General features: G+C 55.3%; 15 protein-coding genes and 1 pseudogene. 8 read left to right on the top strand and 8 right to left on the bottom strand.

The window, feature by feature from the left end; genetic code table 11:
• The first annotated feature begins 232 nt into the window (after positions 1–232).
• Complete coding sequence (gene ppnN / locus BKD70_RS21415; RefSeq protein WP_047274928.1) at positions 233–1606, top strand: nucleotide 5'-monophosphate nucleosidase PpnN; 1374 nt, start codon at positions 233–235, stop codon at positions 1604–1606.
• A gap of 73 nt (positions 1607–1679) precedes the next feature.
• Here the strand turns inward: ppnN and BKD70_RS21410 are convergent, their stop codons facing one another.
• Together BKD70_RS21410 and BKD70_RS21405 are read right to left on the bottom strand one after the other, a co-directional pair.
• A complete protein-coding gene (locus BKD70_RS21410) occupies positions 1680–2213 on the bottom strand; it encodes a DUF3087 family protein (RefSeq protein ID WP_047274930.1) in 534 nt (177 codons plus the stop codon).
• A 97-nt stretch (positions 2214–2310) separates the two neighbouring features.
• On the bottom strand, positions 2311–3003 hold the full coding sequence (locus BKD70_RS21405; protein WP_047274933.1) for a glycoside hydrolase family 19 protein: 693 nt from the start codon (positions 3001–3003) through the stop codon (positions 2311–2313).
• Between the two features lie 284 nt (positions 3004–3287).
• Here BKD70_RS21405 and BKD70_RS21400 point away from each other — a divergent pair, with 284 nt between their 5' ends.
• On the top strand, positions 3288–3740 hold the full coding sequence (locus BKD70_RS21400; protein WP_052892169.1) for a hypothetical protein: 453 nt from the start codon (positions 3288–3290) through the stop codon (positions 3738–3740).
• Between the two features lie 6 nt (positions 3741–3746).
• Here BKD70_RS21400 and BKD70_RS21395 read toward each other — a convergent pair whose 3' ends face one another.
• Complete coding sequence (locus BKD70_RS21395) at positions 3747–4217, bottom strand: Lrp/AsnC family transcriptional regulator (protein ID WP_047274935.1); 471 nt, start codon at positions 4215–4217, stop codon at positions 3747–3749.
• 124 nt (positions 4218–4341) lie between these two features.
• On the opposite strand from BKD70_RS21395, the gene BKD70_RS21390 reads away from it, so the two are divergent.
• Positions 4342–5541, top strand: coding sequence for a methionine gamma-lyase (locus BKD70_RS21390; RefSeq protein WP_047274937.1), 1200 nt, complete (start codon positions 4342–4344; stop codon positions 5539–5541).
• Between the two features lie 326 nt (positions 5542–5867).
• On the opposite strand, the gene BKD70_RS21385 is transcribed toward BKD70_RS21390, so the two are convergent.
• Positions 5868–6794 carry a LysR family transcriptional regulator gene (locus tag BKD70_RS21385; protein ID WP_047274985.1) on the bottom strand — a complete coding sequence of 309 codons (927 nt, stop codon included), beginning with the start codon at positions 6792–6794 and terminating at the stop codon, positions 5868–5870.
• 311 nt (positions 6795–7105) lie between these two features.
• On the opposite strand from BKD70_RS21385, the gene BKD70_RS21380 reads away from it, so the two are divergent.
• From BKD70_RS21380 to pcp, 3 genes are read left to right on the top strand one after another with little or no spacing between them, the layout of a single operon-like run.
• Positions 7106–7837, top strand: a complete 732-nt coding sequence (locus BKD70_RS21380; protein ID WP_047274939.1) for a DUF969 domain-containing protein — start codon at positions 7106–7108, stop codon at positions 7835–7837.
• Complete coding sequence (locus BKD70_RS21375; protein ID WP_047274942.1) at positions 7834–8784, top strand: DUF979 domain-containing protein; 951 nt, start codon at positions 7834–7836, stop codon at positions 8782–8784. The genes BKD70_RS21380 and BKD70_RS21375 overlap by 4 nt, the downstream gene beginning before the upstream one ends.
• Before the next feature lie 7 nt (positions 8785–8791).
• Complete coding sequence (pcp, locus tag BKD70_RS21370; RefSeq protein WP_047274944.1) at positions 8792–9439, top strand: pyroglutamyl-peptidase I; 648 nt, start codon at positions 8792–8794, stop codon at positions 9437–9439.
• Positions 9440–9494: 55 nt separating this feature from the next.
• Here the strand turns inward: pcp and BKD70_RS21365 are convergent, their stop codons facing one another.
• The 3 genes from BKD70_RS21365 to BKD70_RS21355 all read right to left on the bottom strand — a co-directional run bounded on the left by BKD70_RS21365 (position 9495) and on the right by BKD70_RS21355 (position 11640).
• Positions 9495–9992 carry an anti-virulence regulator CigR family protein gene (locus BKD70_RS21365; RefSeq protein ID WP_047274947.1) on the bottom strand — a complete coding sequence of 166 codons (498 nt, stop codon included), beginning with the start codon at positions 9990–9992 and terminating at the stop codon, positions 9495–9497.
• Positions 9993–10138: 146 nt separating this feature from the next.
• Positions 10139–10483: an antibiotic biosynthesis monooxygenase gene (locus BKD70_RS21360; RefSeq protein WP_047274948.1), complete on the bottom strand. Its 345-nt coding sequence runs from the start codon at positions 10481–10483 to the stop codon at positions 10139–10141.
• Positions 10483–11640 carry a cytochrome P450 gene (locus BKD70_RS21355; protein ID WP_047274950.1) on the bottom strand — a complete coding sequence of 386 codons (1158 nt, stop codon included), beginning with the start codon at positions 11638–11640 and terminating at the stop codon, positions 10483–10485. The genes BKD70_RS21360 and BKD70_RS21355 overlap by 1 nt, the downstream gene beginning before the upstream one ends.
• Positions 11641–11714: 74 nt before the next feature.
• Between BKD70_RS21355 and BKD70_RS21350 the strand changes: the two genes are divergently transcribed.
• On the top strand, positions 11715–12488 hold the full coding sequence (locus BKD70_RS21350; RefSeq protein WP_047274952.1) for a helix-turn-helix transcriptional regulator: 774 nt from the start codon (positions 11715–11717) through the stop codon (positions 12486–12488).
• Positions 12489–12678: 190 nt separating this feature from the next.
• On the top strand, positions 12679–12942 hold the full coding sequence (locus BKD70_RS21345) for a bacteriocin immunity protein (protein WP_047274954.1): 264 nt from the start codon (positions 12679–12681) through the stop codon (positions 12940–12942).
• Positions 12943–13486: 544 nt separating this feature from the next.
• Here the strand turns inward: BKD70_RS21345 and BKD70_RS24495 are convergent.
• Positions 13487–13813, bottom strand: a pseudogene (locus BKD70_RS24495) (RHS domain-containing protein); the annotation flags it as partial.

Below are 13813 nucleotides of genomic sequence, written 5' to 3'. Positions count from 1 at the left end.
GGTTACCTCAGACAAAGCAGGCTCGACCGACTTGATCATCAACGTCTGCGGTGCGCTGGTCTTATGAGCAGGCGGTGTTACTGTAGAGGCCAGCCGCGAAACAGCCGGCATCAACAATGAACAGACATCCAGCGCCACGACAATCGGGACTTCTTGTGGCGTAGATACACTCGGCAGGTATGCATGTAAAACTGCGTCAGGCAATTTTTTGACCCGCTCAAGGAAGTTCTCAATGGTCCAAAGACACGTCATCAATGCTTCAGTCAGCCCCAAAGGCAGCCTGGAGACGTTATCGCAACGTGAAGTGCAGCAACTGAGTGAAGTCGGCTCAGGCACCAGTTACACCCTGTTCCGCCAATGTGTGCTGGCCATCCTCAACACCGGCGCCCATGTCGACAATGCCAAAACCATCCTTGAAGCGTACAAAGACTTCGAAGTGCGTATTCATCAGCAAGACCGGGGGGTTCGCCTTGAGCTGCTGAACGCTCCTGCTGATGCCTTTGTGGATGGCGAAATGATCGCCAGCACGCGTGAAATGCTGTTCAGCGCCCTGCGCGACATCGTGTACACCCAAAGCGGACTCGACAGCCCGCGCATGGACCTGAGCACCTCGGCCGGGATTACCGACTACGTGTTCCACCTGCTGCGCAACGCGCGCACTTTACGCCCAGGTGTTGAACCCAAAATCGTGGTGTGCTGGGGCGGTCATTCGATCAACACCGAAGAGTACAAATACACCAAGAAAGTCGGCCATGAATTGGGCCTGCGGCTACTGGACATCTGCACTGGCTGTGGTCCCGGCGTCATGAAAGGCCCAATGAAAGGGGCCACGATTTCCCACGCCAAGCAACGCTTGTCGGGCGGACGCTATCTGGGGCTGACCGAACCAGGGATCATTGCGGCCGAAGCGCCCAACCCGATCGTCAATGAACTGGTGATCTTGCCTGACATCGAAAAGCGCCTTGAAGCTTTTGTACGCGTAGGCCACGGCATCATCATCTTCCCGGGCGGTGCAGGCACGGCAGAAGAGTTCCTGTATTTGCTCGGGATTTTGATGCATCCCGACAACAGCGATGTGCCGTTTCCGGTCATTCTGACCGGCCCTAAAGAAGCTGAACCCTACCTGCAACAGCTCCACGAGTTCGTGGGCGCGACCCTGGGCGACGCGGCGCAAAAGCACTACCAGATCATCATCGATAACCCGGCCGAAGTGGCGCGCCAGATGACAGCCGGGCTTAAAGAGGTCAAACAGTTCCGTCGCGAACGCAATGACGCGTTCCACTTCAACTGGCTTTTAAAGATTGATGAGGGTTTTCAGCGCCCGTTCGATCCGACCCATGCCAACATGGCCAGCCTGCAATTGCGCAAGGACGTGCCACCCCATGAATTGGCTATCAATTTGCGACAGGCTTTTTCTGGCATTGTGGCCGGTAACGTGAAAGAAAAAGGCATTCATCTGATTGAGCAACATGGTCCTTACGAGATCCATGGCGATGCGGCTGTGATGAAGCCGTTGGACAAATTGCTGCAGGCCTTCGTCGAGCAACACCGCATGAAACTCCCCGGTGGTGCAGCGTATGTGCCCTGCTATCGCGTGGTGAGCTAACCACGCAGCGTCATGGCTGGCCGGGCTACAGGTGCGCACTGGGCGCCCCCATGGCTTGGCTGGCCTTAACGTTTTATTTCAACGGTGTGAACGTTTTAACCTTCTCGATCCACGTAGGGTCCAATCGCGTTTGCTCAGTGTCGATGCCCAACGCTTCAAGCCGCGCCTTGTGCAGGTCGATCTCGCGCACCATCTGGCTCAACGCGCTGGAGTTAGCATCCAGCTGATACATCTGGGTGATGCCCAGGTGATAAAAACGCAACAGCTTGAGCGCGCTGACATCCCCGGCCATGACACCCGCCGTCACGTGATGCATGACATTTGTGACCCGCATCAGGCTGCGCTTGAGTTGCCACCCATACACCGCAGCCGCCATCCAGGGCTGGGACCAGAACACGTAGCGCACCAGACCGACCGTGACGATCAGTGCCACGATCACTCCGGCCAGATTCAACCGGAAGTTATCACCGCCCGGCACGCCTGCCAGCATCACTGCCAAGCCAGAAATCACCAGCGCCAGCAAGGCAAACAGCAAGGCGATGTAAAGCGTGCTGCGCCGGGTTTGTTGACGATAAGCCTCGGGACTCATCGACTTCAGTTCAAACATCACGGTTTAGATACCCCTGCGTGGCTGGAAAAAACAGGCGCGCATTATGGCATCTAAACCGAGTGAGCTGAGGTTTCACTCCCATTAATAACGCCAGTCAACCAGCAGATGTCTGGCTCATCAGGTTGAGGGCTTGTTCATATAGCGCTACGCGCTGGGCATGGCCGTTAAGTCCTCCATTGATAGCCCGTGTCACACGCTCAAAATCATCGCCATCTGCCAACGCATTGAGGTTACGGGTACTCCAATACCAGCCTGCCGACTCGACTGCCCAGCGCCACTGTTCAAGCAATTGAGGCGTGGTCAATAAACGCTCATCCCCGAACAGGCCCAGGCTGCATTGTTGATAGTTACTCTTGCCCGTCATCTGAATCAGCCCCCTGCCACGGTAACGCCAACCGTCTCCTGACGCTTCATCACCGTTACCCAGACGATTGCTGTACACCCGATTGGCAATGGCCTCGGGTTGGCGATGCAACTTCTGCGCATCACTGTTGGGCACTCGTCGTGAACGCCCCCCCTCCATGACGGTTATGTAGGCGCCAGCCGCATTTTTTTCGGCAAACCGTGAACCCCACGTCGCGGCCAAACCACCCGCACTGTAATTAAGGTTCTCGACCAACACTGTAAAGCCGCCACACTCATGCCCCACTTGGGACAAAAACGCCGCTATCCGGCGCGGGATGGTGATCTGCCGCTGCTGCGCCACATGCTGTAAGGAAGGCAAGTAATCGTTCATAAACTGTGAACTTTTGGGGAACAACCCCATCATCAACTCTCGTGTCAACATCGTGTGCTCTTACCATTAATAAAAATAAAAGCTAAGCACTCTCTGTGTATGCGCGCACCCGTTCAAGAAGCAAAAAGACACTTCCTACTTACAATTTAACTTTAACCGACATTATTCACCCGGCTTCAACCCTTTTAACCCACTGCGGCTCCCCACCCGTAACGGCGTACAACAATGTAAGTATTTCCTTCTGTAAATCCTGCGCATTACTTATAAAACACACACCATACTTAGGCTTAACCACACAGATTAACGACCGAACCATCCTTACAGGAACTCATTGAATGACCAGCCATCCTGGCGACAACATGTATATCAATATGCGATTTATCAATAAAACGGGCTACCGACTGGATTTGCTTTCTGCACACCACACGGCGAGACAGGGCGCTTTCCCTCCGGAGCTATCGGACAACAATCTTGACGTGCGCGTCGACCAAATTCAGTTCGTGACCACACCCAAACTACGGGGTGACATTCTGATTGACTATGATGTTAAAAAATCCATCTTTGAATCTCGCGCTGCTTACACGCTCGACAAGACGATCATTACTTTTGAAAGTAGTTTCTTATATGCCTATGAGAAAAGACTTAATCATCGCGCGCCCAAGGTGACATTCTATTGGACACACCACTGTGCATGTGCCGAGTATCCGGACTTCCCCTGCCGCTCACAACTCACCCACCATAACCCCTCCAGGCCCTACAGCTACACGGTCGACTTTTTTATCGGGTAACGGTCGTTAAAGTCCCAGGGGCATCTTGCGAAGCGGTTTTACCGACTTGAATGAAAAACTTGAATAGATCTCCTTGACCGCAGGTAAAGCTTGCAGAACTTCACGCGCAAACTCACCAAAAGATTCAAGGTCTTTAGCCACCACTTCAAGCAAGAAATCATAACGACCCGAAATGTTATGACAGGCCACGATCTCAGGAATATCCAGTAAGCACTGCTCGAACTTTCTGGCTGTTTCCTGAGAATGCGAAGCCATCATGACACTGACAAAGGCCGTGACGCCGTACCCCAGTTGCTTGGGCGAGATGATCGCTTGATAGCCCGTAATCAAGCCCTGTTGCTCAAGGATTTTGACCCGCCGCCAACAAGGCGAGGTGGTCAACGACACCTGCTCCGCGAGTTCAGCCACCGTTAATCGCGCATTGTTTTGCAATGCAGCCAGCAGGGCTTTATCGGTTCTATCCAGAGCGTTGAGCATACTGTGCCTCTTGATCTCGATGTGGAGGGTATTTATTCCAATAGCACTCGATTTAACCCTTGGAATTGGTATTTATCGCTTCGAATTTGAGCATAGCATTGTAGGAAATATCGGAGCGTCCAGCATGAACGACAAAAAAAATGAGTTCGGCTTTTCTACCCGCGCGATCCATCACGGCTACAACGCCCTAGAGAATCAGGGTGCCCTGATTCCTCCCATTTACTTGACGTCCACGTTTGCTTTTCCGACTGCTGAATACGGCGCAGCGTGTTTCGCCGGAGAAGAAGACGGGCATTTTTATACACGCATTTCCAATCCCACCCTCGCGCTGCTCGAAGCACGCATGGCGACACTGGAAAACGGCGAAGCCGGTATTGCCTTCAGTTCTGGCATGGGCGCTATTGCCACGACCTTCTGGACGCTACTGCGCCCGGGGGATGAACTGATCGTAAGCCGCACCTTGTATGGCTGCACCTTTGCCCTGCTGCATCACGGCATCGGGGAGTTCGGCATCAAGGTCAAACATGTCGACATGACCGACATGCAAGCACTTGAAGCCGCCATCTCCCCCGCCACGCGCATGATCTACTTTGAAACCCCGGCCAACCCCAACATGCAACTCGTCGATATTGCAGCTGTTGCGCGCGTTGCCCACGCCCATCCTGACATCACGGTGGTGATCGACAACACCTACTGCACCCCTTACTTGCAGCGACCGTTGGAGTCAGGCGCCGATGTGGTCGTGCACTCGGCCACTAAATACCTGAGTGGGCACAGCGATATCACGGCGGGCATTGTTGTCACCTCACAAGCGCTGGCCTCGCGCATTCGCTTGCAGGGCTTGAAGGACCTCACGGGGGCCGTGCTGTCGCCCCACGATGCGTACCTGCTCATGCGCGGGCTCAAGACCCTGGCTTTACGCATGGATCGCCATTGCAGCAGTGCTCAGGTGATTGCCCAGTATTTGGAGAATCACCCGGCCGTGAAGTCAGTGTCTTATCCAGGACTACCCTCTTTCGCACACTATGAGTTGGCTAAATCCCAAATGCGCCAACCTGGCGGGATGATTGCTTTCGAGCTTAAGGGAGGTCTGGAAGCCGGTCGGCATTTCATGAACGCTCTGCAACTGATCAGCCGCGCTGTCAGCCTGGGCGGTGCAGAATCTTTGGCGCAACACCCTGCAAGCATGACCCATTCGGCTTACACGCGGGAGGAGCGTGCTCGACACGACATTAGTGAGGGGCTGGTGCGTTTGGCGATTGGCCTGGAAGACGTGGAAGATCTGCTGGCTGATGTTGAACAAGCCCTCACGTACAACGCCTGAATACCTTTGCGCAAACAGAAAAGGCCGCTGATTTCGCAGCGGCCTTTAAATGTAAAAGGGATCAACCCGGCGGAATGGTGGCAAGGATACCGATCCCAATGGTCAACAGCAGAAATCCGCCCAAAAACCAACCCATCTTAGCCATATCAGTTCCTACCGTAAGTATGTCGAAAACCAGAACGTGAGCATCAACGGACGGCATCCCTGCACCGTTTAAGGTTCGATGCCTGCTTGAGCGATCTGACTGGCTGCAATTTTCTGCCGATTGTGAGCTGCAATACAGGCGCAGTTGATTCATAAAAATACGGATCAGATGATGAGCTGTACTAATCGAGGGCCTTGGGCAATACCAGATGGCCCGGAGCAACGGCACGTTGGTAGTCGGCCACCACCTCTTGCGCAAGGCTGACAACCGCTTCATTGAGTTCAAGGCCAGCCCCGACGCGCCAACTGGCATAGACCGAAAAGCCGGGCCCAGCACACATCGGCAATTCAACCAGACTGCCATTACTCAATTCGCGGCTGACCAGCACTGGCGGCAGGACGCCAATGCCAAACCCGTCAGCCACCAGTTTGATAATGGCCGCCACCGAATTGATGCAACTGATGCGTGGCGCGCTCACGCCTTGCTGATGCAGGTAATTGAGCACGTCCTGATGCGGCCGGGACAGCCGCGAAAAGGTCAGGATCCGCTCTTGGCAAAGCGCTGCAAGCCCTTCATACGGGCGATCAAGCGGGGTTCCACTGGCCACCACCCACCGCAACGGATAGCACGCCAGGTGTCTGTTACGCACACCGTCGGCCCGTAATAAGTCTGTCTGGAAAATCAGGTCCAACTGCCCCTTGAGTAACTGCTCATTCAGGTTGAGGGCCGTATCGGCAGTCAGCTCGACTTCAACCTGCGGGTATTCCCGGCTCAGGGCATTAATCAGCTCGCTTAACCAGCTGTGAATCACTGTGTCCATGACCCCAATGCGCAAGCGGCCTGAAAACGTGTCGGCCTGGCCCAGTGATTGGAGCAAGCGCTGCTGGGTCGCCAGCATCTCTTGCGCATAGCTCAGCACGTTGTGCCCCTCACGGGTCAGGCTGACACCCCGCGAGTCACGTTGAAACAACTGCACGCCGAGCTCAGCTTCCAGCACCGAGATACGGCTGGAGATGGCCGCTTGTGTACTGGATAGCTTTTCGGCAGTCAGTCGAAAGCTGCCGAGCCGTGCCACCCACACAAAGGTCAAAAGGAATCGCATATTCATGCAGGGTTGCCCGTCCACACCAAACAAGGCTGCCACTGTAAACCCTTGCAACAATCCCAAGCCACCCCGACCAGGCAAGCCGTTGACCAAACTTTTTTGTTCGGCCGTGACAACTTTTTTTGACTGGACGCAGTGAATAAAGCGCCCAAAGATATCGCTCAATGACGCTCTATCATCGGGCGCCAACAATAAAAAAACACGCTGAGTCCGGCAGCGAATCAATGTTGCGAAAGTGAGCCCGACCGCTTTCGCCTTGCGCGCACCCCAGCCTGCCCTGGCGTTGCGGCATCCAGCCAAGGGATTCACTCCCCATGCAAACCGTCGTCAACCTATGGCCCTTATTGGGCGTATTCGTCATCGTCGTGGGCTTCGTGCTGCGCTTCAATCCTCTACTGGTCGTGAGTTTGGCCGCGATCGTGACCGGCCTTGCAGCCAGCTTCTCCCTGGAGCACATCATCACGTTGATGGGCGAAGGGTTTCTGCAAACCCGCGCCTTGCAACTGATCCTGCTGCTGCCGCTCGCAGTGATCGGTTTGCTGGAGCGCCATGGCTTGCGTTTGCACGCGCAGAACTGGATCGCCAAGTTTCAACGGGCCACGGTCGGTCGCCTGCTGATCATGTACCTGTTCGTGCGGGAGACCACCGCGGCGGTGGGCTTGACCAGCCTGGGTGGCCACCCGCAGATGGTGCGCCCTTTGTTGGCCCCCATGGCCGAGGGCGCGGCTGAAAACAAGTTCGGCAAGTTGCCCGAAGCACTGCGTCATAAGGTGCTGGCCATGTGCGCGGCCACCGACAATGTCGGTTTGTTCTTTGGCGAAGATGTGTTCGTGGCCTTTGGCGCAATCGCCTTGATGCATACCTTTTTACTGGGCTCGGGTCTCGATGTAGAACCTTTACACATCGCATTCTGGGGAATTCCCACGGCTATCTGCGCCTTTATCGTGCATGCCCTGCGCCTGTATCGCTTCGACTTGCAGCTGACGCGCCAACTGACCTCGCCGCAATCGTCCATCACGCCTGGCTCGCGGGAGGCTGCACAATGATCATCTCCATTGAGTACTTCTACTGGCTGGCAGGCGTGTTGTTAATGGTCACCGCCGCTATGATCGCCGGCGACAAGACCCATCCAAAACGCTGGAGCAGCAGCCTGTTCTGGGCACTGTTTGCCATCGTTTTTCTGGTAGGCGACCGCTTGCCGCCGTTCGCTGTAGGCGTAGGCGTACTGGTCATGGCAGTGATCGCAGGTTTGGGCGGCGTAGGCCGCGGAACGCATGCCGAATTACACGTCAAGGCAGCACGCGCCAGCGCCGGGCGACTGGGACACAAGCTGTTCATCCCTGCCCTGTCTATTCCTCTGGTCACGGTTATCGGCTCTATGCTGCTCAAACACACGCAAATTGCTGGCGTGCCGCTGCTGGACCCCAAAAACACCACGTTCGTGTCCTTGGGACTGGGCTGTATTGTGGCCTTGATTCTGGCCTGCCTGCTGACTCGCGATACGCCCCTGCAAAGCCTGCGCGAATCACGCCGTCTGACCGAGGCACTGGGCTGGACCATGGTGCTGCCGCAAATGCTGGCCATGCTCGGCCTGCTGTTTAACGATGCGGGAGTGGGTACAGCCGTGGCGCACGTCGCAACGTCCTACATCAACATGGACTACCGCCTGATCGCGGTGATGGTGTATGTGCTGGGCATGGCGTTATTTACCGTGATCATGGGCAACGGGTTTGCGGCGTTCCCGGTGATGACCGGTGGCGTGGGTGTTCCAGTGCTGGTGGGTATTTACGATGCCAACCCGGCCGTCATGGCCGCCATTGGCATGTTCTCGGGGTACTGCGGAACACTCATGACGCCGATGGCGGCCAACTTCAATATCGTGCCGGTGGCCCTGTTGGAGATTCCGGACAAATACGCGGTGATCAAAGCGCAAATGCCAACGGCACTGATGATGCTGCTGGTCAATATTGTCCTACTTTATCTGCTGATGTGAGGTGCCCATGCGTACTGTGTTGCTGACAGGTTTCGAACCGTTCGATCAAGACACGCTCAACCCCTCATGGGAAGCCGTGAAAGCGCTCGATCAACGCCTGATAAAGGAAGACACCCGGATTGTCTCGCGGCAGTTGCCGTGCGTGTTTTCCCAAGCCCCGGCCCGTTTGCGCGAGCTGTTGGAGACCGTGCGGCCAGACATGGTCATTGCCGTAGGACTAGGGCCAGGACGCACCGATATTGCCATCGAGCGCGTGGCAATCAATCTCAACGATGCGCGCATTCCCGACAACCTGGGCGACCAGCCCATCGACACCCCAGTGGTCATGGAAGGCCCGGCAGCCTACTTCAGTACATTGCCGATCAAGGCCATGGTGAGGGCGTTAAGGGCTGAGGGCATTCCGGCGTCAGTGTCCCAGACGGCCGGAACCTTCGTCTGCAATCAGGTGTTCTATTGCCTGCAACACGCCCTGGCAGGTACTGGCATACGCAGCGGATTCATCCACGTGCCGTATCTCCCGCAGCAGGTAGCGCTGGCGCCTCAGCCAGTGGCTTCCATGAGCCTTGAAACACAGGTCCAGGGGTTGCGTGTGGCAATCATCACAGCGCTTGACACCTGGGTAGACGTCCTCGACTCAGGGGGTCAGGTGAGCTGACGGCTGCGCAGGCAAGCCCTCGCGCGGTGGCCCATTTTCGAAACCGCTTGAAACCTCAATCGAATGCCCCATTAAGCACTTCATAAATCAGACCACTGGCGATCGAAACCAAGATCAAGTCAGCTCCGGCTTGTTGCCATTCATACCCCTCGTAGTGGGGCAATTGAGTTAGCAACCTGCCGTCCAGCTTTTTCGCAATCCCCGGAGGCAGCGGTTTTCCCCGCGCGAGGTTTTTTTGGATCCCGGGCGGAAGTGACGGGCCAGGCTGCCAGTCATTGCGATGGCCTGCCAGAATCCCTAAAACACTGTCCCTGTCGATATGAGGCGAACGGCCCCACTCCCCCTCCTGGTGGCCCTTGCCTTTATTACCCTGATTCCCTTTAGAGTCCTGATTTTTGTGGCCCTGATCCGCCTTATTACCCTGCCCTTTGCCTCCTTGTGCATGACCTTTATCAGGCCCTTTGCCGTTACCGGGATCGCTGGATACAGGCAACGAAGTCAAGGCCAGGGAGCAACACATGGCCGTAGCCGCCAACACACGTAATGTGAACATGACCGTCCTCTCAAATAAGGGAGCACCTCTGGGTATTGTTGAAAGTAGCTGGTTCCTGGCTCATACGCCGAAGCGTTTCTCGTTCACCCACGCCGCGTCGACTCTCTTCGGTCGAACGCGCCTGACGTTCAGTTGCCGCCGACCGTTCACTCATGAGCGTGTTTGCTATCGCTCGGTGCCTGGAGGCGATCCTCAAGACTATAGTCGCGAACCACGTGGGCAATGCGCAGGTGATAGTCATCGAAAACCTGCCTGCGCCCCGCCAATTGTGCCGCCCGGTGCAGCTCAAGACCGCGCCACCGTGTGATAGCGTCCTCGTCACGCCAAAAGGACAGTGAGAGCACCTTGCCGGGCTCACTCAGGCTTTGAAAACGCTCTACCGAGATAAAGCCATCCAGCTCTGCCAGCACGGGTTTGAGTTCAGCGGCAAGGTCAAGATACCGCTGGTATTGCACCTCATGAGGCCATGCTTCAAAAATAACAGCGATCATTAACGGGTTTCCTCATCAGGATAAAACGTGGGAATGCGGCCATTGTGGGAGAGCAAATAGTCCCACCGCAGCTGACGGGCAAACGGGACAGGATGACTATGCAGCCAGACCAAAATCGCCTCGCAGGCGATCGTCAATGCAAGTGCCCGACCCGGACATTCATGCCTTGCTGCCCCAAAGCTGAAGGTGCGTCGCTGCGTCCGTCTGAGCAAGAAGCTATCGGGGTCCGGATTGACGTCAGGATCCCTGTTGGCTGAAGCGAGCAGCACCAGCACGGTATCCCCCTCTTCCAGCACCCTGCCGCCGACAGTGCAACGCTTAGCCACGAATCGCCGAGTGTTTTGCACGGGCGGGTCGTAGCGCGCTACCTCGGCCACCAAGTCCGCAACAATCATCGGCGTAGGCTGCACGCCTTCAATCAGGTGAGGTTCACGCTGAAGCGCTATGAGGGTATTGCCGATCAAGCCAGCGGTGGCCTCGCAGGTCTGTGACAACAGGCCAATAAGGTTGGCGATCAACGCATCATGATCTCCCCAGGCAGCGGCTTCGCACCGGCTCAAGATATCGCTCAAGAAGCGGCTTTTTAGCTCGCCACTGCCAAACAGCGTGGTGAATATTTCGCTTAGCCGGATCGCCCCGCGATGGGCTGCACCGAGTTGAACTTCGTCACTTAGCGGCGACAGACAGCCAACAAAATCCCGAGTCCGCTTCGCGACCTCCTTAAGCTGACTAAATGGAACGCCTGTCACGGCAGCCATAACGCAAACCGGTAGCGTGAACATCAACTCATCAAGGTTGTCGACCGGGTAATCGAGGGTCCCGACCACGCGCGCCACGACCTCTGCGATGTTTTTTGTCTCGATAGCGGCCAAGGCAGGCTCGATAGCCCTTCTGGGGCACAGGTGCCCAGCGCCCTCGTTCATACGCATCAAACGCCCGAACATCATACCTGCCGCCCCTTGCGCAATCGCGGCAGGCACCGGCTCACTTATCGGACGTACCCGACAGTCAGGATGCCCCAAAGTGGCTTCGACAAACTGGGCATCACTTGCAATCCATAAACGAAGATCTGCATCAAAAAACAGCCCGCTTTGCCGCCTGAGGCCTGCGTAGTAAGGGTAAGGGTCGGCATGGGTGACGGCTTCAAAAGGTGTCATTGCGCGCGTCCTGTTGATTAAGAACGGCTACTATCGAACACCCTTCATGCCGATGATTCGCTCAGGAACGAAATATGGATGCTCATCACACTGACAGCGCGTTATCCCGAGTTGCTGGCGCTATTGCCGAACCTGCGCGCACGAAAATGCTGTGTTCGCTGATGGACGGCCACGCCCGCACCAGTACCGAAATGGCCGTCATCGCGGACGTGAGTGCATCCACTGCGAGCGCGCATTTGGCAAGATTGAAAGAGGACGGGCTGGTCAGGTTGCACACGCAGGGCAGGCATCGTTACTACAGTTTGGCGGACATCCACGTGGCCCACGCTATCGAGGCCCTCATGGTCATCGGCCAGAACGCAGACACACACTATGTTTCCACGACCCCAACCCGATTGCAGTTCGCGCGTACCTGTTATGACCACATGGCAGGAACACTGGCGGTCCATCTGCACGACCATTTCATGGCGGCCGGGTGGTTAACCGCACCGGTCTCTGGGCAGAGCCTCTATCAGCTTACGAACAGCGGCGAAAAAGCAATGATCGGCCTCGGTATCGAGCTCGAAAAAGTAAAGGCCCAACGACGTCGTTTCGCGTGCGCATGCCTGGACTGGAGCATGCGGCGTCCTCACCTTGCCGGGGCCCTCGGAGCAGCGTTTCTTCAGACGCTCTTAAACCGCAAATGGGTGACCCAAGACCTTGATAGTCGGGCACTCGCGTTAACGCCCAAGGGGCAAAAGGAGCTGTCTGGCCGATTCGGGATCAAGCTGGAACACAAAGAAGTGGAACGATCAGTCATACGGAATGTGGCACGACCTGGCGAGCCAGCACTACCGGCTCACGAATAACGAATCTCTTGACCTGGGGATCTATCAAAAAACGGGCAGTGCTTCGCAAACTATGATTCAGTTACCGTGCGAACCAGGAAAAAACTACTTTGACGATTTATCATGTGGACTTGATTTAGGCAGGGAGAGATTTTTAACTTAGTCAAGTTTCGTCCGCCTAACAAGCCAACAAATTCATAGGAGTCAGGCCATGGAAAAGCGTATTTCTGAATATACGGAAGCCGAATTTATCAGTTTCTTGCAGGAAATATTCACTGCTAACAAAAATGCTCCGGATGAGGTGCTCGATCCTATGCTTGACACGCTTGAGCAGCTAACAGAGCATCCAGCGGGTTCTGATCTCATTTATTATCCTGAAGAAGGAGCTGATCACTCACCTGAAGGCATCACCCAAACGGTTAAAGAATGGCGTGCAGCCAATGGTTTGCCGGGGTTCGAAGAAGTATCGTCATAAATTATTGAAGTCTCGACTTGATCTCACACATACCGCATGTTTTACCATTCAACTTTCATATTGAACGTTGAACGGAGGAATTACCATCAGTACGCAGTGAAAAATTAGCCTCTCACAAACTGTTCAATCTCATCGGACATGCTAGTTCGGCCTGCCTTCCCTCTTTCAGTACATCATGCAGCACTGCCAATATAATCTCTTTATCAATAACTCCATGCATTCGCGCAACATGCCCTAGGCATGTAATCCCCCCCTTGGCAATGGAACTCATGCTTACACCAATCAACTACCGACATTTTTTCTGAACCCATTCCAGATCATTCATATTGAATGTGGCACACATCAGGTTATCGAGATACCGTTTACTCACCGTCCGAGCCAAGCTTGCACTGTACTTATTTTTATCTGCAACGTTCGCAACTTTAATCTTTTAATATTCCCTGCTACTGTTAATTTTTGGTATTTACAAGCACACGTTAAAATCTCCGTGACAACCATACCAGTACCGCTTACAACCATGAAACACTTGATCGGGTTGGTCAGGCCTTGCCCATTCGGAGCGTTGCTCTTTGACTTTCCCCCACGCTTTATACTGCGCGCTCCAGGCGATTTGGCCGGTGTGGTCGGTCAGTTCTTGTGGCGTGCCGAGTTGGTCGCACTGGTACCACGCCAGTACGCCAGTACGTCAATCGGCAGCGCTTGCGGGGTGTGGGTCCACAGCGGGTCTTCATCAATGTCATAACCACCTTCGTAACTCGGTTGGTGGCGCAATGCTTGGGCTACGGGGACGAAAGTGCCGGGTTCGTAGAGGTAGTGGACGGTTTTGCCACTGGCGCCGTCGGCCTGCGCGGGGCTGCTTTCCCAGGCGAGG

Origin of the sequence: Pseudomonas sp. BS-2016 (genome assembly GCF_001806145.1) — a bacterium.
Classification (GTDB): domain Bacteria; phylum Pseudomonadota; class Gammaproteobacteria; order Pseudomonadales; family Pseudomonadaceae; genus Aquipseudomonas; species Aquipseudomonas lundensis.
The sequence above is the reverse complement of the archived record's forward strand: the minus strand, read 5'-3'. Positions and strand labels throughout refer to the sequence as shown.

Excerpts from the sequence above, each read along its gene's own strand:
- ppnN (WP_047274928.1), top strand. The coding sequence starts at position 233 with ATGGTCCAAAGACACGTCATCAATGCTTCAGTCAGCCCCAAAGGCAGC.
- BKD70_RS21410 (WP_047274930.1), bottom strand. The coding sequence starts at position 2,213 with ATGTTTGAACTGAAGTCGATGAGTCCCGAGGCTTATCGTCAACAAACC.
- BKD70_RS21405 (WP_047274933.1), bottom strand. The coding sequence starts at position 3,003 with ATGTTGACACGAGAGTTGATGATGGGGTTGTTCCCCAAAAGTTCACAG.
- BKD70_RS21400 (WP_052892169.1), top strand. The coding sequence starts at position 3,288 with ATGACCAGCCATCCTGGCGACAACATGTATATCAATATGCGATTTATC.
- BKD70_RS21395 (WP_047274935.1), bottom strand. The coding sequence starts at position 4,217 with ATGCTCAACGCTCTGGATAGAACCGATAAAGCCCTGCTGGCTGCATTG.
- BKD70_RS21390 (WP_047274937.1), top strand. The coding sequence starts at position 4,342 with ATGAACGACAAAAAAAATGAGTTCGGCTTTTCTACCCGCGCGATCCAT.
- BKD70_RS21385 (WP_047274985.1), bottom strand. The coding sequence starts at position 6,794 with ATGAATATGCGATTCCTTTTGACCTTTGTGTGGGTGGCACGGCTCGGC.
- BKD70_RS21380 (WP_047274939.1), top strand. The coding sequence starts at position 7,106 with ATGCAAACCGTCGTCAACCTATGGCCCTTATTGGGCGTATTCGTCATC.
- BKD70_RS21375 (WP_047274942.1), top strand. The coding sequence starts at position 7,834 with ATGATCATCTCCATTGAGTACTTCTACTGGCTGGCAGGCGTGTTGTTA.
- pcp (WP_047274944.1), top strand. The coding sequence starts at position 8,792 with ATGCGTACTGTGTTGCTGACAGGTTTCGAACCGTTCGATCAAGACACG.
- BKD70_RS21365 (WP_047274947.1), bottom strand. The coding sequence starts at position 9,992 with ATGTTCACATTACGTGTGTTGGCGGCTACGGCCATGTGTTGCTCCCTG.
- BKD70_RS21360 (WP_047274948.1), bottom strand. The coding sequence starts at position 10,483 with ATGATCGCTGTTATTTTTGAAGCATGGCCTCATGAGGTGCAATACCAG.
- BKD70_RS21355 (WP_047274950.1), bottom strand. The coding sequence starts at position 11,640 with ATGACACCTTTTGAAGCCGTCACCCATGCCGACCCTTACCCTTACTAC.
- BKD70_RS21350 (WP_047274952.1), top strand. The coding sequence starts at position 11,715 with ATGGATGCTCATCACACTGACAGCGCGTTATCCCGAGTTGCTGGCGCT.
- BKD70_RS21345 (WP_047274954.1), top strand. The coding sequence starts at position 12,679 with ATGGAAAAGCGTATTTCTGAATATACGGAAGCCGAATTTATCAGTTTC.